A 20,931-nucleotide genomic window follows, 5' to 3' on the forward strand; every position below is an offset into this window, starting at 1 on the left:
CACCAGCCCAACAGATGGAGACCCGATGAGCACGGACACCAGTACCGAGACGAGCACCGATCCGCGGACCAACGGGCTGCACGCTGCCGACACCCACGACCTCATCCGTGTGCAGGGCGCGCGGGAAAACAACCTCAAGGACGTCAGCGTCGAGCTGCCCAAGCGCCGTCTGACGGTGTTCACGGGTGTGTCCGGCTCGGGTAAGAGCTCCCTGGTGTTCGCAACCATAGCTGCAGAGTCGCAGCGCATGATCAATGAGACCTACAGCGCGTTCGTGCAGGGATTTATGCCCTCGCTGGCCCGCCCCGAGGTGGACTTCCTCGAGGGCCTGACGACGGCGATCATCGTGGACCAGGAGCGCATGGGCGCGAACCCGCGGTCGACTGTGGGCACCGCAACTGACGCGAATGCGATGCTGCGCATCCTCTTCAGCCGGCTCGGCTCTCCCTATGTCGGCCCGCCCACGGCGTACTCCTTCAACGTTCCCACCCGCAAGGCGAGCGGCGTGATGTCAACGGAGAAGGGCGGCCGGGTGGAGAAGGCCGTGGTCCAGCAGGCCGTTTACCTGGGCGGCATGTGCCCGCGGTGCGAAGGGATGGGCGCCGTCAGCGACATCGACCGCACGGCCCTTTACGACGACGGCAAGTCCCTCAGTGAGGGCGCGCTGATTGTCCCGGGCTACTCAATGGACGGCTGGTACGGGCGGCTGTTCGAGGGCATGGGCCTGCCGATGGACAAGCCCATTTCGAAGTTCACGACGAAGCAGCTGGACACGATGCTGTTCGCGGAGCCCACCAAGATCAAGGTGGAGGGCGTGAACCTGACCTTCGAGGGCATCATCCCGAAGATCCAGAAGTCGATGCTGTCCAAGGACCCCGAGGCGATGCAGCCGCATGTGCGCCGGTTCGTGGAGCGGGCGGTGACCTTCCAGACCTGTCCCGAGTGCGAGGGTACCCGGCTGACCCAGCAGGCCCTGTCCTCGAAGATCAACGGAAAGAACATCGCCGAGCTGTGCCAGATGCAGATCAGCGACCTCGCCAAATGGGTCCGCGGCCTCAAGGACCCCTCGGTGGCTCCCCTGCTCAGGGGGCTCCAGCACCTGCTCGACTCGTTTTCCGACATCGGCCTCGGCTACCTCAGCCTGGACCGCCCCGCCGGCACGCTCTCCGGCGGCGAGGCACAGCGCACCAAAATGATCCGGCACCTCGGCTCCTCACTCACCGACGTCACATATGTCTTTGATGAGCCCACCATCGGGCTGCACCCGCACGACATCGAGCGGATGAACCAGCTCCTGCTGCAGCTGCGGGACAAGGGCAACACCGTGCTGGTGGTGGAGCACAAGCCGGAAACCATCGCCATCGCCGACCACATCGTTGACCTCGGGCCGGGCGCCGGCAGCGCGGGTGGCACGGTCTGTTTTGAAGGCACCGTCGAGGGCCTCAGGAAGAGCGACACCATCACCGGCCGCCATCTCGGCGACCGCGCGTCGCTGAAGGACGCCGTCCGGAAGGCGTCCGGGGCGCTGGAGGTGCGGGGGGCTTCGACGCACAACCTGCAGGGTGTCGACGTCGACATCCCCCTGGGTGTCCTCACGGTGGTTACCGGCGTGGCCGGCTCGGGCAAGAGTTCGCTGATTCACGGCTCGGTGGCCAAGCGAGAGGGCGTGGTGGTGATTGACCAGGGCGCCATCAAGGGTTCCCGGCGCAGCAACCCGGCCACCTACACCGGCATGCTGGAGCCCATCCGCAAGGCGTTCGCTAAGGCCAACGGGGTGAAGCCGGCGCTGTTCAGCTCAAACTCCGAGGGCGCCTGCCCCACCTGCAACGGCGCCGGCGTGATCTTCACGGAGCTGGGCGTGATGGCCACGGTTGAGTCCCCGTGTGAGGACTGTGAGGGCCGCCGCTTCCAGGCGTCGGTGCTGGAGTACACGCTCGGGGGCAAGAACATCGCGGAGGTGCTGGCGATGTCCGTAACGGAGGCCGCCGCGTTCTTCGCCGAGGGCGAGGCCAAGACACCAGCCGCGCGGACTGTCCTCGACCGGCTGGAGGACGTGGGCCTGGGCTACCTCAGCCTCGGCCAGCCGCTCACCACGCTCTCCGGCGGCGAGCGCCAGCGGCTCAAGCTCGCCACGCAGATGGCCGAGAAGGGCGACGTTTACGTCCTTGACGAACCGACCACCGGCCTGCACCTCGCCGACGTGGAGAACCTGTTGGGCCTGCTGGACCGGCTGGTTGAGTCCGGAAAGTCGGTGATTGTCATCGAGCACCACCAGGCAGTGATGGCGCACGCTGACTGGATCATCGACCTGGGTCCGGGAGCAGGCCACGACGGCGGGCGGATCGTTTTCGAGGGCGCGCCCACTGATCTTGTGGCTGACGCTTCGACGCTCACCGGCAAGCACCTTGCTGCCTATGTTGGTAGTTGAGCCTGAAACCCGCGGGCGGCATGACGGCGACCTATAGGTACGACGTCGAGATCCTGCACCTGCTCGTGTCGCCGGCGCATGCGTACTTCGGCAGGGCCCGCGAAGGCGCGGCAGACGTGCCCACTGTGGACGCCGAGGCCGCCGAGGTGGTGGCTGGCAAGGGCATTGTGGGCGACCGCTTCTTCGGGAAAGCGGCGCACATGGACGCGGCGGTGACCCTGTTCGCCGTCGAGGCCTTGGAGGCGATGGCTACGGAACTCGGTGCCGCGCCCTTTGATCCCCTGGCCACGCGGCGGAACGTCATTCTGCGGGGCGCGCACCTGGCGCCGCTGCTTGGCCAGGATTTTGTGCTGGAAGCCGGCGGCTCTGCGGTTCAGTTCCACGGCGGGCGCCCAGCACACCCCTGTGGGTGGATGAATGAGGTGCTCGCGCCCGGCGGCCATGCCGCGATGCGTGGCCGGGGCGGCATCCGCTGCCGGGCACTCTCCAGCGGGATCCTGCACCGCGGCCCGGCCGTTCTGGTCAGCCCGGTTCCGCTGGATCCCAGGCAGGCTGGGGTGCCGTCGTTGCTGCGGCCGAGCCGGCTGCCATAGTTCGAATTATGGGTTGTCGGCCATCTGCACCGGAATGATTTGAGCTGCAGGCGCCTTCTCGGTCAGCGCGTAGTGGAAAACCCTACCGTTTAGGGTTTCCAGACCGCCGCGCGGTTCAACCCTGAACCATTCGTGGCCGGCGACGGCCTGCGCCCAGGCATCCGCCTCCTCCCAGTACACCTCCCCGGACCGGCGGTCCGGGTGCCCGTGCATGGCCACTGAAATCATGAACGGCATCTCCCCGATTGAAGCAGGCTGGGCGAAACAGACCACGTCAACGCTGACCCAGTGGTTGACGCAGGAAGGTTTGCGGGCCATGGCGGTGGCGGCGCCCTCTACCCCGCCCTCCCGGATGTCCTGCCACGCGAGCGAGTACATCTGGCGGCGGAGCAGGGAAAGCTCGTCCCCACAGGTCGCCTGGATTCTGCGGGTGAGTGTGCCGATCACGCCGTCAGCCTCCTGCCGGGCGCATGCGAACGCCCTCAGCCTGGGTCCGCGCAGGATTCGCCTGCGCGTGCCGGACTTGGCCGGTGTCATGCGACGCTCTCCAGCCGACTGATGCGGGACTCTACCCCTTCGAAATAGCTGCCCTTGAAGAAGATCAGCGGCTCGGCGCCGTCCCGCGCCCCCAGGGCCCGGACAGCACCCACCACGATGGTGTGGTCGCCGCCGTCGTATTCTTCATGCAGCTCGCAGTCCACCCAGGCGAGCGCCTGGTCCAAAACGGGGTTGCCCAGTGGTGAAGCGGAGTAGTCGACGCCGGCGAACTTGTCCGTGCCGGAACGGGCGAACTGGCCTGCCAGGTGCTGGTGCTCGCCGGGAAGGATGTTCACCGTGAACCGGCCGGCCTGGCGCAGCAGCGGCCACGTGCTGGAGCTGCGGGCCGGGCTGAACGTGACCAGCGCCGGGTCCAGGGAAAGGGAAGAAAAGGATTGGCAGGTGAAGCCGGCGGGACCGTTGTCGGTGACGGCGGTGATGACCGTCAGCCCGGAGGCAAAGTGGCCCAGGACGTGGCGCAGGCGCTGCGGGGTGAGATCAAAATGTTCCGTCATGTTCTTTCCTTTCGAGACCAGTGCTTCAAACCAACCACCCGTAAGCGTGCTGTTCAATCGGTGGTGAAACGCACTGGCGCCCTAGGCAATATGGGGTCACAGCCCGAAGCACGGAGTAACGAAAAGGGTGCTTGACCAGCGGTTTTGGTCAGGCCCTTGATCAACGTAGAGGTGTCGGGTCAGTCGCAGGAGCCGTCGACTGACATGGCGCGGGCTGGAAGTAGTGACCGCTGAGCCACAACGCCACCTTGTTGCCGATCTCTGCGCCCTGTACGGTGGCGGTGCGGAAGTGGATGCCGCCCCAGACGCGGGCATCAACGATCTCCTGTATCGCCGCTGAGAATCCGTCGAAGTGCCGTGGATCGCCCGGGAAGCGACCGGAGTTCACGTCGAAGGCGACCTCGTCCGTGCCGAAGAACTCCTGCGCCGCATAGAGAGTGGCGCCGCTGACGCAGCCGTGACCGGCCGGGTGGTCCGGGAACGGCGGTGTGCCGAGCGGCGGGACGGTCGCTGTCGATGGGTCGAAGAGCGGTTTCCATGTCGGGTCGGCTTCCGTCTCCGGATTGTCGTCGGTGTCGGCTTCGCGGATCGCCGCCATCGGACGCCAGAAGTTCCAGTGGTACTTGTCGTTCCAGCACGCGACCGCGCCATCAGCGGCGGCGAGGTTGGTCATCGCGAAGAGCCGAGCCGCGTTGGCCAGGCTGAGTCCGTGCGCCACGGCGAGGCTGCGGAACACGCCGTTCCAGAGTGCCACCGGCGCGGCTTGCCAGAAGATGGCAGCAGTGGTCTGGTCTTGGGTTCGAGTGGTACTCACGAGCGCACCGATCTCCTTGACCTCGTTGAATTCCGCTGTGTACTCGGCACTCCTCAGCGGGTTGGGACCCTCCGAGCGGAATTGGTCGGGACTCTCGATGATGAACGGTTGGAGATTGGCCACCCAGGCGTCCGGATCGAGCGCACCGGGCGCGACGGGCCGCCAATCGCCAGGATTGGGTCCGATGTCGAACTCGAACGGGGCCATGAACCCGTCATCAGTGCGCGCGAGGATCATCGCCGCCGCGGCGGCCTCACCGGAGGCGATGCCTTCGTCCTTGTTCGGGCCGTCGGTGACGCCCGCGAGCGTTGCTTCGTACGCAGCGTCGAGGCCAGCTACTTTGTCCGACGGGACCAGAGTGACGAGCACGTGGTGTGCGGCGGTCGAGATCGCCGCATCAAGCGATGCCTCCGGCCCGATGCCGACCGAGTCGCCGTCGAGCAGATACGGCTGGTACCCGCGGTCGATGGCGTTCACTGCGTCGTACACCGCGCCTTGAACCATCGCCATGCCGCGGAGCTGGCCGTGGGCCGTGGGACGCAGTGGAATGACGTGGTCCTGGGCGATGGTGCTCCACTCGATGAGGACGTCCGTGTTCGCCGGCGCCGCGTTCCGAGCGTTCGAGGCGCCGGCGCTCGACACTCCCGGTAAAACGAGTGCGGCGGTCAGTGCCGGGATCAAGCAGAGCGCCCACCGTCGGCGCGTACCGTTCCTCGAAGTCCGCGATGGTCGCCTGCGATTGTCATAAGCGTTGCTGTTCGTCATCTCGTCGGTCCTTCAGTCGTCACGGAGCCATGTTCAAGCGAACCCGACGGATTCGACATCTCATGGGTGCCCGACACCGGCGGCACGCGACCGCCCGAAGTCAGCGCGATGCGCAGTCGGTGCGGTTAACCCAAGGGTGATCCTCTGCCAGCGCGTTGTCCAGTGGAACCGAGCCGGCAGCCTGGGAGGTCGCGTGCCAGGCTGGGTCACAGGCTTCCCGCGGGTACTTTAGACGGCTAGAGCGGTCGGCCGTAGGGGTAGTCCACTCACGTTCCGGTGCCTTCTTTGGGCACGCATCGTTTGCCCCTTTTAGCGTGGACCAGTAGTCGGCGGGGAAGCGGGCTCCCTGGAGAATGGTGTTCAAGTCGACGCCGTTTTCCTCGCGACCGTCGGCGAATCGCGCGTCGTATTCGGCCTGGTTACTCTGTCGCTGACTCGCGCTGAACGACGAGAGGGGCCTGTACAACGAATGCCGGCTCAAGGGAGACTGACGCCATGCGCACCCTGACATTTGCCATGAACCTGAGCGTGGACGGCTACATCGCCGCGCCTGGTGGTGACCTCGGCTGGAGCATACCGAGCGACGAGTTGTTCCAATGGTGGTCCGACCGGGTGGGGGCGACGGGCCTGGCGCTGTATGGGCGCAAACTCTGGGAGACGATGAGCTCCCACTGGCCGACCGCCGACCAGCAGCCTGGCGCCACACCGGCGCAGATCGAGTTCGCCCGCCGCTGGCGGGACATGCCGAAAGTGGTGTTCTCCTCGACGACCGGCACGGTCGACTGGAACACCCGACTGGTCACCGGCGACGCGGTCACCGAGATCACCCGGCTCAAGGCCGACGACGGCGGCTCCATGGACATCGGCGGTGCCACACTCGCCGCTGCGCCCATGCGGGCCGGGCTGATCGACGAATACGTGATCGTCACCCATCCGGTCCTGGTGGGCGGTGGCACGCCGTTCTTCACGGCCCTGGACAACTGGGTGAACCTGAACCTGGTGGAGACCAGGACGTTTCCCGACGGTGTGGTCCTGACCAGGTACGAGACCCGGCGCTGAGTGCCCGACCCGGATCCGCGCGGCCTAAGGCCAGCCAAATATTATGAGCCATGCCCGTGACCGGCCGAGCCGTCTCTGCCACGGTGCTGCTCGCCATTGGGGCAGGACTGGCGCTGCTGGCTGTGATGGTCCACTACGAATTCATGAGAATTTACGGCGATGTGAGCGGAACCGCGTTCGAGGGGCTCACTTGGGGGCTCACGGCCGGACCCTCCGGCTTGGGGCTCGGTCTGGTCGCGGTGGTTGCCATCATCGGCTTCATGATCTCGACACGACGGTGGATGCGGCTGACGGCGGTGGCCATCCCGGTCCTCATGCTTATCGGGATGTTCGCTGTCACCCCCTCGGCCCCGGGGCAGCGGCTTCAGGTGCAGTTCAATTCGACTCCGCAATGCGTGACCGAAGGCACGGATGAGCCCATGGCCAGCGCAGATCGTGAGTCCCAGCAGGCATTCGATTCCATTAGTCACATCGGCAATTTCAGCGGTGGCGGCATGAGTGGTGTCGGCGGCTGTACCCGCGGGTTTGTGCTCTCAGGCGACGTCGATGTGTTGGAGCACTATCGTGCCGCGCTGCCAGCGGCGGGCTGGGAAGTGGTGGAAGATGACGGGCGCCACCTGCGGGCTCACCGTGATGGCCGGGCGTTTGATGTGATGCCCTGCCCCGGAGGCGGGGTCATCTGAGCAGGAAGCGACGACGACCCCTCATACGGACAGGGAAGGCCTGAGCTGGCGGGCGCTGAGCTGTGTCCCCACGGCCCCTGAAAGTGGCGCGCCTTTACAGGCTAACTACTTAGGGAGACAATCTAGTCGTGGATGTATCGAACTCTGGTCCGCAGACCACAGGAAGCGAGGACTGGCCGAGTGATTGGCTCCGCGCCACGCTGGGCTTTCTTGCCCTCCGCGCTTTGTCGGCCGGCCCCTCGTACGGATACGCGATCATCAGCGAACTCGAGCGCCATGGGTTCGGCACCATCAAGGGCGGAACGCTTTACCCGCTCCTCACCCGCTATGAGACCGCCGGCCTCGTAACCACGGAATGGCGGGCCGGCGCCGGTGGTCCCGGCCGCAAATACTTCGCTCTGACCGATCAGGGGCGCGCCGAACTCACCCGCCTGAGCGCCGACTGGCGCCGTTTCGCCACCATCAGCACCGATTACCTCAACCCCTAGCGCCTCACGAAGGAGATCTCCGCATGATGCAGCAGACCAGCGATAAGCAATGGTTCGACCAGCTCGTTATGGAGCTTCGCCTCCGCCAAGTGCACGGGAGTGCCATCGGCGACACCATTGCAAGCGCCAAGGAGCTCCTCAACGATACCGGCCAACAGGCTGAGGAAGCGTTCGGGTCAGCCCGGGACTACGCTGCCGCCCTTGAACTCCCGTCCGCGCCGAAACACGAGTGGGTTCGAAAAGCACTCTGGCCGGCCCTGCTCGGGCTCCTGGCGTTCCTGCTCTTCAATCAGGCCGTGGTGTCCTGGACGCGGCAGGAACTGCTGCTGGTTTCACCTGCACAGCTGATCCTCCTCGCCACCCCAGTCGTCCTGATAGCCTTCCTGCCGTTCTACCTCGACGCCGTTATCCGGCGAATCTGGGTCTGTGTAGGGATCACGGCGATCTGCATGCTGTCAGGCCTCTTCTCAGCCTTTGCAACCCCCACAAACCGGGCCGAAGCATGGCTCGCGCTTGACCCGTTGCCCTGGCTCATCGGCGGCGCGCTCGTCATGGTTGTTCTTTCACTCAGGAACACTGTCAGGTCATTCCACTCCGAGGACGACGACGACATCACCAGTCCGCTCTCCGGGCCAACGGAAAGCACCGGAGCTGGCGCGAGGGCAATGGTTCAAGTGACTAACTGGCTGTTTCCCATCCTTGCCCTGGCCATGCTCGGCCTGGCGTTGGCCTTCCGCTGAGATCAGCGGGATGCAAGCGTGGTCGGCCCCGGCCGATGCGTAAGAATTCGACCTGCATCAACACACAGCGCAACCGTGGGAAACACCGCTTCTGGACTCCCAGGGCCGCGACGAACAGGGCGTGCTGGTTGCCGCGGGGACCGACGGCGGGCTCCTTGGGACGGCCAGCATCTTCCCGCTCAGTGCCCCTGACGCCCGACAGGCCCGGGAGGGTGAAGCGGAGTTGCGGCTGCTCGCTGTTCCTCCGGCAGCCCGCAAGCAAGGCCTCGGCGCGGCGCTCCTCGAGGAAGGGGCCTATATAGCCGCTGAGTGGGTCCCGCTGGCGGTTTTCACCCTTGAACTGCCGCACCTGAAACCCCGCCTTTCCAGCCTCGCCAGGGACGTCGAAGTGTACTGTGGGCGAATGGAGATGCGCCTCGAGGTTGTGCAGGTACCCGTGTCCGATGTGGACCGGGCGAAGTCCTTTTACACAGAGAAGCTCGGATTCGTGCTTGACCACGACGTGGAGCACATCCCGGGCATGAGGGTGGTACAGCTGACGCCGCCGGGTTCGGCAACTTCAATTGTCATCGGTACGGGAATGACGAGCATGACGCCCGGCAGCCTCGAGGGACTGCAGCTCGTGGTGCCGGACATCGACGCTACCCAGGACGAGCTGGTGGGCCGCGGCGCCGATATCAGCGACGTCCAGGACATGGGCGGCGTGAAGTTTGCCTACTTCGCGGACCCCGATGGCAACCGTTGGGTTCTTCAGGGCTCAACGCCTCCTGACGTCCAGCGTGCGCATTTGGACTGACAGCCCGAATAGCTTCGGAGGATTAGTGGCACGCATCTTCATCACCGGTTCCACCGACGGTTTGGGACGTTCCATCGCGCAGTCCCTCCTAGGTGACGGCCACCAGGTGGTTGTGCACGCGCGCAGTGACGCCCGCCTGACTGCCGTGCAGGATCTGCTGGATCACGGCGCGGAAGGCGTGGTGGGTGACCTGTCCGACGCCGGTCAGACCCGCGATCTGGCTGACAAGGTAAACCGGGTTGGTCCTGTGGACGCGGTGGTCCATAACGCAGGCGTGCTCCATGGCCCGCACATCTTTCAGGTCAACGTGGTGGCACCGTTCCTTCTGACCGCACTGATTCACCGCCCGCGCCGGTTGATCTACCTCAGCAGCGGCATGCACCGCGGCGGCCACGCCCGCCTCGACGGCTTGGACGGGGGCACCGCACAGGTGACCTACTCGGACAGCAAACTCCACGTCAGCGCCCTGGCAGCCGCCGTCGCCCGTTTGTGGCCCGATGCCCTCAGCAACGCCGTCGATCCCGGCTGGGTGCCCACCAAAATGGGCGGCCCGGGCGCCCCGGATGACCTCCGCCTCGGCCACCTCACCCAGGAGTGGCTTGCCACCAGCAATGACCCGCAGGCGCTCACAAGCGGTGGCTACTGGTTCCACCAGCAGCGGCACAAGGCGCATCATGCCGTTCACGACGAGCGGTTCCAGAACGAGCTCCTGGACCTCCTCGCCCGTGTGACCGGCGAGCGCCTTTCCTAGCCCTCGGGGTTGCTGCTTCCCCCCTGCCCTACTCCGTCCGGGGATCCAAACCACTTGGCCAGTGCTTCCCTGAGGCCAGAATCCGTTCCGTCACCCACCCAAGCCACATGCCCGTCCGGGCGGATCAGGACCGCAACGGGAGCGGTGACCTCGCCAAGTACCGGCAGCTCCCACGACCCGTCGTATCTCGCTTCCACCAGCCGAACCCGCTCCACCCGGGGGACGGAGTCGAAGGTACCGGGCGTCCCGAGGTTCAGCAGGACCGGGTGCCCCTCGTGCAGCAACGAATAGACCGGTTCCGTTCCGCCCGTGGTGACAAGGTCGACGTCGGGCATCCGGCGTCCGAGCAGTGGGTGACCCTCGCCAAGGTCGTATCGGATGTCCAGGCCGGACTGCATCGCGGCGAACCGCTTGCGCGGTTCTTCCATGCCGAGGAGCTCGGCAACCACCTCGCCCGCGGCCTTGATTCGCGGGTCGGGCCGGCGGAGCGCCGACTGCGCCATCGTGTTGCGCAGCACCCGGGCGGCCACGGGGTGGCGCTCCGCGTGGTAGCTATCAAGAAGCCTTTCCGGCGACGTTCCGTTCACCACCTGCCCCAGCTTCCACCCCAGGTTCACCGCGTCCTGCACCCCCGTGTTCAGCCCCTGCCCGCCGTCGGGTGCGTGGACGTGGGCGGCGTCGCCGGCCAGCAGCACGCGGGCGGAACGGTAGATAGCGGCCTGCCGCGTCATGTCCGTGAACCTGGAAATCCAGATGGGGCTGTGGGCGCCGTAGTCAGTCCCGCATACGGCGATGAGCGCATCACTCAGGTCGAGGAGGGTGGGTTCGCTGCCGGTCCCGACGTGCTCCTCAGTCACCATGACCCCCACCGGGCCACTGTCCGCGTAAACCACCTGGCCGTCCCGGATTTCGTACTCCCGGCGGCCGAAGGAGTGGATGCCAAACGCATTCTGGTGGACGCCGAACTCCGGTTGACCGGTCATCTCCACTTCGGCAATCAGCGCGCTGGTGGTGGGATCCCAACCGGGGAAGTCGATGCCCGCCGCTTTGCGGACGAGGCTCCGGCCGCCGTCGCACCCCACAACATACTCCGCCCGCAGCTGCCCGCCGCGAGCGAGCTGGATGTCGACGCCGGCACCGTCCTGGGCGAGCGCCGTCACCTCCCGCCCGCGGTAGAAGGTCACGGCCAGCTCCTCGACCCAGCCTGCCAGGATGCGTTCAATGTGGTTCTGCCACAGCCCCAGCCCGTAGGGATGACGGGTGGGAAAGTCACTGATATCAAGACGGGTCCCCGAGAACCCCGCCACCTGGGCCACCTGCCCCTCCGCAAGGAACCGGCCCGCGATGCCGCGCTGATCCAGGACTTCAATGGTCCGCGCATGAAGGCCGCCGGCCCGTGCACCCGCAAGGTCCTGGCTGGGGCGGCGCTCCACAATGGCAACGTCCATTCCGGCGAGTGCCAACTCTCCTGCCAGCATCAGCCCAGTAGGGCCGCCGCCCACGATTACCACCGCATGATCAGTCATCACTCTTGCTCCAGTTCTCCCGGTTGAGCCTCTGCGATTATGCGGCCGGCCCCGGGCCTTGCCGCAAGCCCCACCCCGGGGGATACATTGGAAATGGAAGGAGTGAGTCAGCCTCCTCTTCCGTCTGCCGTTCTTAGCCGGTCAGGTCCAAACGGCAGAAGGAGCAGGCGTGGACACCCGCAAACTCAAGCTGTCCGGCAGCGGCCGCGCCCTGGCACACATCCACACCATCGAGCGGACAGCGTTTCCGGAACTGGGTGACACCGAGCTCATCGTGGCAAGCGACGTTCACAACCCCCTGCGCGGCCCGCACGGCACCCCGGCAGTGTTCGTTCGGACCGCAGAAGGGCGCGAACGCTGATGAGGTTGCCGCCCTCGACGATGGACTGGGGTACTTCGTCTCCAAGTTGTCCGAATCTGGGTTTGTCGACGCTGCGGCGCTGGCAGAACACGAAGGCGCCGGCAGCGCCGGCGGCATTGGCTACGCTTGCTTCCTGCTCGGGGCGCGGCAGGTTTCAGGTGCGGAATACTTCCTGGACCTGCTGGATTTCAACACCCGCAAGGACAGCTGCGTCATCGTTATTACGGGCGAGGGAAGCATCGACGAACAGACACTTGCGGGGAAGCTGCCCGCCGCCGTCGCCCGTCGCTCCGGATCACGGCCGATGATCGCCGTCGCCGGCCGCTCGTTGCTTCCCAGGGAGCGCTGGTCCGAGATGGCGCTGACACGGGTCTACACGCTGGCCGAGTACACGGACCGGGACTCGTCCAAGGACCCCGAGCTCTCGGCGGCGCTGTTGAAGCAGATCGGGCAGGACATCGGCACCACCCTGCTGTAGGCCCACTGCCACTAAATTCCGGGCGGGAGCGGTGCCAAAGCTGCTCCGGCCGGCGGTGCTGCCTTACTGCAAGTCCTCGCCCTTTAATCATTTCCCGCCAGCACCGGTTTGAATGGTCCGTATGGGTCTAGGGTGAGTGGGGTCGGCACTTGCCGCGAATAGCCCTCAGGGAGGGTGCATGAACTCCACACAGTCAAGCTCCGAGCAATTTATGCAGAACCTGAAAAGCGTCGGGGGGTCGGAATCTGACGTCAACGAAGCTGCCTACGTGGTCAGCGATGAGGACACGGTGGAGAGCGTGGTTTCAGGCCTGCGGATGGAACAGCAGCAACATGGCAGCGTCGTCAGGGGGCCGTCTATCCTCCATGCCTCAGCCGAGGTGATGGTCAGCAGGCGGGATGAACAAGACCCGGCCCACCACGGCGGCACTTCCCAGGCGGGGGAATACCAACTGGACATCCATCTCAGCGCAGGCCACAGTACACGGGAAAGCATCCCGGAGAAGGACATCGAGGAGGCTAAGATCTGGGCGCGGGAACGGATCGAAGCCCAGGGCGCCGAGTTTGGGGCAATCTATTTTCCGGCCGGTGGGGACGGCGCTCCAGGAACCGGAGCCCTCGTATCCAGTTACGATCGCTCGGTGGGATGGTACCGCTAACCTGACCTGCCTCACCGCTGTAACGAAAGCGCCCGTCCGGTGGGACGGGCGCTTTTCGGTTACCAGGCCTGGTGTTCGCGCGTCAGGCCGAAGGGAACGGCGTCGCTGAGCGCAACCGTGAACTTATCCATGCCGTGACGGGTGACCAGGATGCCGTGGCGCTTCTCGGCGAACGCGTGCGCCTTCGCGGCCGTGACAGCGGCCTCGAGCTGGCTGTCCATGCTCTCGCGGTCAGCGACGGTGAGGGTCAGTGGGAAGTTCATGGGGCAAACCTTAATGGATCGAAGGGTGGGACGGGTTAAACACCTGCGCTCCCAAGGCCGCAGACGAAGTAAGGCAGCTTAGTACCTCGCCGTCCATGGTCCCGCAGGAGGGGACCGCAAACAACTTGAAAAATCAAGTAAAGGATAACCGCAGGTCAGAAGCGGGGACGCTGTTGCGATGCGCGGCAATTGCGGGGGCCAAGGCACCGTCAATTAGAGTTGATGGGGGTGGAGGCCGTCTTCCCGACGCCTCATACGCACCTAAGCAACAGCCATGCGGCAAACCCAAGCCACCAGCGCAACAACACGCGTGTGCCACGACCCGACAAGGATCCCGCCATTTCCACGGACGCTATCTTCGGCAATCTCACCCGGATCCGCAACGTCATCCTTCCCGCGACAGCCCGAACCCGGCTGAACACCGGGCGTGGACTGCTGGGCGGGTTCGTCGTGGTGCACCTGGTCTTCCTAGTCTTCGCCGCTTCGCTCTCACTCCGCGGTGAGGCGTTCAGCGACACCTTCATCTACCGCGACTGGGCTATGGCCGGGTTCAACGACGCCAACCTTACCGGCGGCCCCAGCCCCTGGGTGTACCCCATCCTCGCGCTGATCCCGATGGCCATCGCAGGTGCCGCCGGGCCGGGGCCGTTCTTCTTCCTCTGGGTCCTGATGACCACCCTCCTCAACGCGTGGGCCCTGCTGAAGCTCACCGACCGCGGCCGCAATCACCAGGCCATTCCCGCCGGCTGGTGGTGGCTCGTCTTCACCTTCCTCATGGGGTGGCTCGGATTCGCGCGGGTGGACGGCCTCACCGCCCCACTCGTTCTCGTAGCCCTCGCCTACGGCGTTGGCCGCCCGTTCATCGCCTCGATCCTGCTGGCCATCGGCACCTGGGTCAAGGTTTGGCCGGCCGCCATCATGCTGGCCCTGTTCGCCGTCGTGAAGAACCGGATCCTGGTGGTGCTTGCCGGAATTGCGACGTCGGCCGTTGTGGTTGCGCTGGCCGCTGCGGTGGGCAGTGTCCCGAAGCTCCTGAACTTCCTCACCCAGCAGGGCGACCGCGGCATGCAGCTCGAAGCGACGTTCACCACGCCGTGGCTCTGGCTGTCCGTACTGAACATCGGTGATTCCAGGATGTACATGAACACGGACATCAACTCCATGCAGGTGGACGGCCCCGGCACGGCGCTGATGTCCGTGCTGATGCAGCCCCTCCTGATCCTGGCCGCACTGCTGGTCGCAGGCCTGACGTTCTGGGCCCTGCACAATGGCAACCAGCGCAGCGGCGGCGTTGACCGCACCGAACTGCTCCTGGCCGGCGCCCTCACCCTCGCCACCGCGTTCGTGGTGTTTAACAAGGTGGGCTCCCCGCAGTTCATGGTGTGGCTGGCCCCGGCCGTCGCCGTCGGACTGGCCCACAGCTGGCGCGAATGGCGCGTCCCGGCCACCATGCTGATCGTCATCGCCGTGGCCACGTTCTTCATTTACCCCCTGTTCTACGACGCCCTCAGCCACAACAACCCCTGGATGGCGCTGGTGCTGACCATCCGCAACGTCCTCCTGGTGGTCCTCTTCCTATGGAGCGTCCGGCGCCTCTACTCGCTGGGCAAAAAGGTGCCTGCCGCCACTCCCGCGCTGAAGGAGTCCTAAGATTTCCACGACGTTCTTCGACCGGCTGGTCAGCGTCCGCACCAAAGTCCTTCCGGCGAAGGTGGTGGACTGGTTCGCCCGCCCTTCCAGCGTGTGGTGGGGTTTCGCCGTCGTGCATCTCTACTTCCTGGGCTGGATGGCGTCCTTCTTCCTGCACGGCGACACCTTCAGCGACACAGAGCAGTACCGCCAGTGGGCCCAGGACGGTTACAACCCGGCGGACCTCGACGGGAAAATCAGCCCCTGGGTGTACCCCGTGCTGGCCCAGATCCCGATCTTCCTCGCCAACATCGCCGGGCCAGGCCTGTACCTGCTGGTCTGGTTCCTGATCATCACAGCCCTCAACGCCGTCGGGCTTGCCTTCCTCACCCGCGGTCCACGGAAGGTCAGCGGCATCGCCCCGGCCTGGTGGTGGCTGATTTTCACGCTCTTTATGGGCTACCTCAGCTTCGCGCGGGTGGAGGGCATCACCGCCCCCGTCGTGCTGATCGCACTGCTGTACGCGGCGCGTCGGCCCGTGGTGGCGGGTGTCCTGCTGAGCATCGCCACCTGGATCAAGGTGTGGCCGGCCGCCGTGCTGGCGCCCATCGTGATTGCCAGCCGGAAACGCATTCAGGTGGTCCTCTCCGGCGTTGCGGTGACGGCGGTGGTGGCCCTGGGAACGTGGCTTTCCGGCGGGCTGCCGCACATCATGGACTTCCTCACCAACCAGGGCGAGCGCGGTATGCAGCTCGAAGCCACCTTCTCCACGCCGTGGGTATGGCTGAGCGTCTTCAACATCGCGGGCTCCAAGATGGCGGACAACACGGCCATCAACTCCACCGAGGTCTACGGTCCGGGTGCCAGTGTGGCGGCATTCCTGATGCAGCCGCTGCTGATCCTGGCAGCGGTAGGAGCGGCCGTCCTGCTGGTCCGCGCACTGCACCGCGGCGCCGAACGCGAGGAGCTCTTCCTTGAAGGCGCCCTGATGATGACCACCGCGTTCATCGTGTTCAACAAGGTGGGCTCCCCGCAGTTCATCATCTGGCTCGCCCCGGTGATTATCGCCGGACTCACGCACGACTGGAACAGGTGGAAGGTCCCGGCCGCGCTGCTGATGGGGATCGCCATGACCACGTTCGTGATCTATCCCCTGTTCTACACGCCGCTGATTCATGCCCATCCGGTAATGGCGGCGATCCTCACCACCCGTAACGTGCTCCTGGTGGTGCTGCTCTGGTGGTCGGTGAAGCGGACTGCCGAGCTGGGCCGCAAATCCCCTGCTGCGGTGCCTGCCGGCGCCTAGTCCGCGGCTGGCTCAGCGGCTTCCCAGCTGCTGCTGGCCGGGCTCTTCGGCCCGGATGCGACGGGCTTCACGCTTGGCAAGGACCCAGTTCCAGCCCCGCTTTGCCAGGTCCACGGGCCTGCCTTCGAAGAGCAGCTTCCGTGTATGCACGTCGAGGAATAAAAGGTAGAACGTGAATGCCAGCGCCGTCACGAACGCCAGCGACGATGCGTCGATGGGCAGTTCCACAAAGGACCACACTGAGAGTTGGTCCTGCGCCCCGAACACCACAAAGAACGTCACGCCCACGTAAAACGACTTGATCTGCCAGTCATCGCGGATCCCGGTAACGGCCAGGAACGGCACGAACCAGAGGATGTACCAGGGCTGGATGATGGGTGAGAGCATCACGACGGCGGTGAACGCAAGGGCCATCCGGCGCACCACCCTCGAGTAGTCACCGCGGAACATCAGCAGCAGGACCAGTCCGATGGCGGCATATTTCATGCCGGTCCTCAGCACATCGGCGAATGTCCCGCCGGGCAGCCCCAGCACGTTGCCAAGGAACTCCACCTGTTGGCCCAGGAAGCCCGACGGTGAATAGCCCGTGTAGCCCGGGGTGGGGTCCATGATGGCCCAGGTCCAGCCCAGCCCCAGGTTGTAAGGGATGCCACTGAGGGCCAGCGTGGCGAGGCTGATTCCCGCCGTCGCGCCCCACATCAGGAACTTGCGCGGCCAAGTGGCCGAGGCGCCCGCCCACATGAGGCCGATGAACGGAAGCAGGAGCACGGTGATTGGCTTGATCCCAATGGACGCGGTGACCAAGAGAATGCCCAGCACGTAGCGGCGCGTTGCCGCGAAGTAAACGCCGGCGACGGCGAGCCCCACCATGAGTGCGTCGTTGTGGGCGCTGGCGATGAAGCTGATCAGGAACAGGGGGTTGGCCACGGAGATCCAGAGCGCACGGGCCCCGTTGATGCCGTGCAGTTCCGCCAGTTTTGGCACGTAGATGACGCAGAGCAGGACGCCGGCGCCGGCCAGGAGCCTGAAGAGCAGCACCGAGACGTCGGGCTGGGCCCCAGTAAGCCCGACCACGGCGCGCGCCAGCCATAGGAAGTACGGGCCGTACGGGGTCCTGTTCTCAGCCCAGGCAGGGTCCGCCCCGAGCGCGAACCAGTTGTTGAGCGTGGAGATGCCCACCTCATACGGGTCTTGGCCCTCCATCACCAGCCTGCCCTGGCCGGTGTAGGCATAAACGTCGCGGGAAAAGACCGGCACGCAGAAAAGCAGCGGCAAAGACCATGCAGAAATGGCGATGACAACGGACCGAAGGGAGGATTTGCCCCAGTCAGCCAGCCGCTGCCCCAGCCGCAGCCACGATCGCATCAGCACCATGGCACCCACCGTCAGCAGCACTGTGGAAACCGTTACTCCCCAGCCTTCGGTGCGGAGGGCGATGACCACGGGCTGGCGGATCATGGGCGAGCCGTTGGCGATCCAGCCGGTGCCGATGGAGCCAACGAACATCATAAGGGAACCGAGGAGACCCTCGACGGTTGCCACGTAGGCGCGGCGTTTGACGGGCTCGGCCGTGGCAGTGGCCGGTTGGCCAGACTGGCTTTCCGACGTCCCGATGGGTGCACCGCCTGCCGTCATGTTTGTTGGTCCCCTACTTCGTTACGGCGCTGGTTGCACCAGCAAAAAGGCCGCCCTGCAACCCGGCCATTTTACCAGCCGGGCTTCCCGCTGCTCCTGGATGACGACCCGTCGCAAGCCACAGTTTGGCAACAGGCCCGGATGCAGGTTCCTCCGAGGGTCCGCGTAAAGTTGGAGAGTCCGGCCCGCGGCGAGCCGCCTGTGCCCGGATCGACTCTTTCACTCCGGCGCAAGGAAGCGCCTTCCTTCCTGACCACCCACATCCTTGCGAAGGCGCGCCTTTCCTCTGGTGCCGCGCTTCCGATGCCCCGATTGGAGCCGGACCATGGTTGTTTCCACCGCCGAGAACAAGGCACCGTCCCCCCGGCAACTGCAGTCCGTGCGCGCCACCCTGCGCTCGCCGCGGCGGCTGAAGACGGAAGCCCTGGCCGGGCTGGTGGTAGCGCTGGCCCTCATTCCCGAGGCCATAGCCTTCTCGGTCATTGCGGGCGTGGATCCGCGGATTGGCCTGTTCGCCTCCTTCACCATGGCGGTGACCATCTCCTTCGTTGGCGGCCGGCCCGCCATGATCTCAGCGGCCACCGGAGCCGTGGCGCTGGTGATCGCTCCCCTGATGCGCAGCCACGGACTGGACCACCTGATTGCGGCCGTCATCCTGGCCGGCGTCTTCCAGATCCTCCTCGCTGCGGCCGGCGTCACCCGGCTGATGCGTTTTATCCCCCGGTCCGTCATGGTGGGCTTCGTCAACGCCCTGGCCATCCTGGTCTTTATGGCCCAGCTCCCGGAGCTGATCGGCGTCCCCTGGCTGGTCTACCCCCTCGTCGCCGCGGGCCTGGTGATCGTGGTGGGCCTGCCAAGGATTACGACGGTGGTGCCCTCGCCTCTGGTTGCGATTGTGGTGCTCACCGTCGTCGCCGTGCTGGCAGGGCTGGACGTGCCCACCGTCAACGACAAGGGCCAGCTGCCGGAAAGCCTGCCCGGCTTCTTCCTTCCGAACGTCCCGCTGACCTGGGAGACTTTTCAGGTCCTGGCGCCGTTTTCGCTGTCCATGGCGCTGGTGGGACTGCTCGAATCCCTGATGACGGCAAAACTGGTGGACGACATCACGGACACGCGCTCCAACAAGACGCGGGAATCGTGGGGGCAGGGTGTTGCAAACATCGTCACAGGTTTCCTCGGCGGTATGGGCGGCTGCGCAGTGATCGGCCAGACGATGATCAACGTCAAGGGCTCCGGGGCGCGCAGCCGCGTGTCTACCTTCCTGGCCGGAGTCTTCCTGCTGGTGCTCGTGGTGGTCCTCGGCGACGTGGTGGGCCTCATCCCCATGGCCGCGCTTGTGGCCGTGATGATCTTCGTCTCCGCCATCACGTTCGAATGGCACTCCATCGCTCCGCGGACTCTTCGGAGGATGCCAAAGTCCGAAACCGCAGTCATGCTGATCACGGTGGGTGTGGTGGTGGCGACGCACAACCTGGCCATCGGCGTGGGCGTCGGGGTGCTGGCCGCCATGGCCATGTTCGCCCGGCGGGTGGCCCACTTTGTCACGGTTGAGCGGACGGTGCTCGAGGTCAACGGCGAAAACGTTGCCACCTACACAGTGGACGGTGAGTTGTTCTTCGCCTCGTCCAATGATCTCTACATGCAGTTCGAGTACGCCCTGGACGCGGAGCCGGAGATCAGCCGGGTGGTGGTGGACCTGCACGCCTCGCACCTGTGGGACGCCTCCACCATCGCCGTGCTGGACGCCGTGACCGAGAAGTACCGCCGCCACGGCCGGGAGGTGCAACTGCTCGGCCTGAACTCGGCCAGCGTGCAGATGCGCGAACGGCTGGCCGGAAAGCTCAACGCCGGCAACTAAGGGCTTTACGCACCTGCGCCCGGCGGTGCCGTTGATTCCCGCACCACCAGCCGGGTGGCGAGTTCCACCCGGCTGGAATCGGGAACTTCACCCTTCGCCTGCCGCAGGATAGTTCGGAGCGCCGCACGGCCGATCTCGCGCAGGGGCTGCGCAACTGTTGTCAGGGCAGGGACGGACTCCTCGGCCTGGCGGATGCCGTCGAAGCCCACCACGCTGAGGTCTTCCGGTATCCGGATTTGCTGCCGGAGCGCTTCTGCCATCACTCCCAGGGCGATGGCATCGCTGGAGGCGAATATTGCCGTAGGACGCGGGTCCAACTGCAGAAGCTCCCCCAGCCGGCGGGCGCCGTCGTCGGACCGAAACATTCCGGACAGGACATATTTGTCCTGCGCCGGAACATCATGCGCCCTCAGCGCAGCAAGGTAGCCGTGCAACCTTGCCTGGTTGCACTCCACAGCGTCCGGCCCGCCAAGGAACGCGATACGCCGGTGGCCCAGCTCCAGCAGATGAGTTGTGGCCTCCTTCGCTCCTGCCCAGTCGGTGGACCCGATGCTCACCACCTGATCCGATGGCTTGTCGAGCGGATCGATCACCACCACCGGAATGCCGCGGCGGTGAAAAGCATCCAGGGGTGCATCACGAAAGGCGGAGGTGACCACCACCATTCCGTACCGGCCGTGGTCCACGATCCGCTGGGCACGCTGCTCGGGGGTCAGCGACGAGCCCCTCCTGGCGCCCGTGGCACTGAGCAAGACCTCGACGCCGGAGTCAGCAGCGCAGTCCAGCAGGCCGTTGAGGACCTCGGCAGTGTACGCGGAATCGAGTGCGCCCACTACCACGTCTACTGTCGGGGTTCCGGCAAGCTCCCGGCGCTGCTGCTGGCGCGATCTGTAGCCTGTGCGGTCGAGAACGGCGAGGACCTTGCTTCTGGTTTGCGCGGACACATCCGGGCGGCCGTTGATGACCTTGGAAATCGTTGCAGGTGAAACTCCAGCCTCCCGCGCCAAAACAGCGAGTGTTACCTTGCTTTGATCTTCGAGCACGAGGA

21 protein-coding genes and 1 pseudogene are annotated in these 20,931 nt (G+C 65.5%); 15 read left to right on the top strand and 7 right to left on the bottom strand.

Annotation, left to right across the window (positions count from 1 at the left end):
• Positions 1-25 precede the first annotated feature (25 nt).
• Both CXQ88_RS18415 and CXQ88_RS18420 read left to right on the top strand, forming a co-directional pair.
• The gene (locus CXQ88_RS18415; RefSeq protein ID WP_104045577.1) at positions 26-2,428 is read left to right on the top strand and encodes an ATP-binding cassette domain-containing protein; all 2,403 of its coding nucleotides are present in this window, start codon (positions 26-28) and stop codon (positions 2,426-2,428) included.
• A 20-nt stretch (positions 2,429-2,448) separates the two neighbouring features.
• Complete coding sequence (locus CXQ88_RS18420) at positions 2,449-3,021, top strand: MOSC domain-containing protein (protein ID WP_104045578.1); 573 nt, start codon at positions 2,449-2,451, stop codon at positions 3,019-3,021.
• Between the two features lie 6 nt (positions 3,022-3,027).
• Here the strand turns inward: CXQ88_RS18420 and CXQ88_RS18425 are convergent, their stop codons facing one another.
• From CXQ88_RS18425 to CXQ88_RS18435, 3 genes are all read right to left on the bottom strand, one after another.
• Complete coding sequence (locus CXQ88_RS18425) at positions 3,028-3,558, bottom strand: hypothetical protein (protein ID WP_104045579.1); 531 nt, start codon at positions 3,556-3,558, stop codon at positions 3,028-3,030.
• The gene (locus CXQ88_RS18430) at positions 3,555-4,073 is read right to left on the bottom strand and encodes a flavin reductase family protein (protein ID WP_104045580.1); all 519 of its coding nucleotides are present in this window, start codon (positions 4,071-4,073) and stop codon (positions 3,555-3,557) included. Before CXQ88_RS18430 ends, CXQ88_RS18425 begins: the two co-directional genes overlap by 4 nt.
• A gap of 160 nt (positions 4,074-4,233) precedes the next feature.
• Positions 4,234-5,652, bottom strand: a complete 1,419-nt coding sequence (locus tag CXQ88_RS18435) for a vanadium-dependent haloperoxidase (RefSeq protein WP_104045581.1) — start codon at positions 5,650-5,652, stop codon at positions 4,234-4,236.
• Between the two features lie 495 nt (positions 5,653-6,147).
• Between CXQ88_RS18435 and CXQ88_RS18440 the strand changes: the two genes are divergently transcribed.
• The 7 genes and pseudogenes from CXQ88_RS18440 (at position 6,148) to CXQ88_RS18465 (ending at position 10,169) form a co-directional block, all read left to right on the top strand.
• Positions 6,148-6,711: a dihydrofolate reductase family protein gene (locus tag CXQ88_RS18440; protein WP_104045582.1), complete on the top strand. Its 564-nt coding sequence runs from the start codon at positions 6,148-6,150 to the stop codon at positions 6,709-6,711.
• 56 nt (positions 6,712-6,767) lie between these two features.
• Positions 6,768-7,394 carry a hypothetical protein gene (locus CXQ88_RS18445; protein ID WP_146069243.1) on the top strand — a complete coding sequence of 209 codons (627 nt, stop codon included), beginning with the start codon at positions 6,768-6,770 and terminating at the stop codon, positions 7,392-7,394.
• Between the two features lie 128 nt (positions 7,395-7,522).
• Positions 7,523-7,882: a PadR family transcriptional regulator gene (locus CXQ88_RS18450; protein WP_104045584.1), complete on the top strand. Its 360-nt coding sequence runs from the start codon at positions 7,523-7,525 to the stop codon at positions 7,880-7,882.
• A gap of 23 nt (positions 7,883-7,905) precedes the next feature.
• Positions 7,906-8,622, top strand: a complete 717-nt coding sequence (locus tag CXQ88_RS18455) for a hypothetical protein (RefSeq protein WP_104045585.1) — start codon at positions 7,906-7,908, stop codon at positions 8,620-8,622.
• Positions 8,623-8,713: 91 nt separating this feature from the next.
• Positions 8,714-8,923, top strand: a pseudogene (locus CXQ88_RS21970) (GNAT family N-acetyltransferase); the annotation flags it as partial.
• A 102-nt stretch (positions 8,924-9,025) separates the two neighbouring features.
• Positions 9,026-9,418, top strand: coding sequence for a VOC family protein (locus CXQ88_RS21975; protein WP_181037602.1), 393 nt, complete (start codon positions 9,026-9,028; stop codon positions 9,416-9,418).
• A 25-nt stretch (positions 9,419-9,443) separates the two neighbouring features.
• On the top strand, positions 9,444-10,169 hold the full coding sequence (locus tag CXQ88_RS18465) for an SDR family NAD(P)-dependent oxidoreductase (protein WP_104045587.1): 726 nt from the start codon (positions 9,444-9,446) through the stop codon (positions 10,167-10,169).
• Here the strand turns inward: CXQ88_RS18465 and CXQ88_RS18470 are convergent.
• Positions 10,166-11,695, bottom strand: coding sequence for an FAD-dependent monooxygenase (locus CXQ88_RS18470; RefSeq protein ID WP_104045588.1), 1,530 nt, complete (start codon positions 11,693-11,695; stop codon positions 10,166-10,168). The genes CXQ88_RS18465 and CXQ88_RS18470 overlap by 4 nt on opposite strands.
• 169 nt (positions 11,696-11,864) lie before the next feature.
• On the opposite strand from CXQ88_RS18470, the gene CXQ88_RS22460 reads away from it, so the two are divergent.
• From CXQ88_RS22460 to CXQ88_RS18480, 3 genes are all read left to right on the top strand, one after another.
• Complete coding sequence (locus CXQ88_RS22460) at positions 11,865-12,056, top strand: glycerate kinase (protein WP_258061999.1); 192 nt, start codon at positions 11,865-11,867, stop codon at positions 12,054-12,056.
• Between the two features lie 25 nt (positions 12,057-12,081).
• Positions 12,082-12,534, top strand: a complete 453-nt coding sequence (locus CXQ88_RS22465; protein ID WP_258062001.1) for a glycerate kinase — start codon at positions 12,082-12,084, stop codon at positions 12,532-12,534.
• 178 nt (positions 12,535-12,712) lie between these two features.
• Entirely contained in the window at positions 12,713-13,192 is a 480-nt protein-coding gene (locus CXQ88_RS18480) for a hypothetical protein (protein WP_104045589.1), read from the top strand.
• A gap of 59 nt (positions 13,193-13,251) precedes the next feature.
• Here CXQ88_RS18480 and CXQ88_RS18485 read toward each other — a convergent pair whose 3' ends face one another.
• Positions 13,252-13,455, bottom strand: a complete 204-nt coding sequence (locus CXQ88_RS18485; protein ID WP_104045590.1) for a hypothetical protein — start codon at positions 13,453-13,455, stop codon at positions 13,252-13,254.
• Positions 13,456-13,767: 312 nt separating this feature from the next.
• Here CXQ88_RS18485 and CXQ88_RS18490 point away from each other — a divergent pair, with 312 nt between their 5' ends.
• Together CXQ88_RS18490 and CXQ88_RS18495 are read left to right on the top strand one after the other, a co-directional pair.
• A complete protein-coding gene (locus CXQ88_RS18490) occupies positions 13,768-15,105 on the top strand; it encodes a glycosyltransferase 87 family protein (RefSeq protein ID WP_373637782.1) in 1,338 nt (445 codons plus the stop codon).
• Positions 15,106-15,166: 61 nt separating this feature from the next.
• Entirely contained in the window at positions 15,167-16,390 is a 1,224-nt protein-coding gene (locus tag CXQ88_RS18495; protein WP_181037601.1) for a glycosyltransferase 87 family protein, read from the top strand.
• A 12-nt stretch (positions 16,391-16,402) separates the two neighbouring features.
• On the opposite strand, the gene mptB is transcribed toward CXQ88_RS18495, so the two are convergent.
• A complete protein-coding gene (mptB, locus tag CXQ88_RS18500; RefSeq protein ID WP_104045592.1) occupies positions 16,403-18,025 on the bottom strand; it encodes a polyprenol phosphomannose-dependent alpha 1,6 mannosyltransferase MptB in 1,623 nt (540 codons plus the stop codon).
• Between the two features lie 325 nt (positions 18,026-18,350).
• Between mptB and CXQ88_RS18505 the strand changes: the two genes are divergently transcribed.
• On the top strand, positions 18,351-19,883 hold the full coding sequence (locus tag CXQ88_RS18505) for a SulP family inorganic anion transporter (RefSeq protein WP_104045593.1): 1,533 nt from the start codon (positions 18,351-18,353) through the stop codon (positions 19,881-19,883).
• Positions 19,884-19,888: 5 nt separating this feature from the next.
• On the opposite strand, the gene CXQ88_RS18510 is transcribed toward CXQ88_RS18505, so the two are convergent.
• Positions 19,889-20,926, bottom strand: a complete 1,038-nt coding sequence (locus tag CXQ88_RS18510; protein ID WP_104045594.1) for a LacI family DNA-binding transcriptional regulator — start codon at positions 20,924-20,926, stop codon at positions 19,889-19,891.
• Positions 20,927-20,931: the final 5 nt, after the last annotated feature.

The organism is Arthrobacter sp. ZGTC412 (genome assembly GCF_002929215.1).
GTDB lineage: Bacteria > Actinomycetota > Actinomycetes > Actinomycetales > Micrococcaceae > Arthrobacter.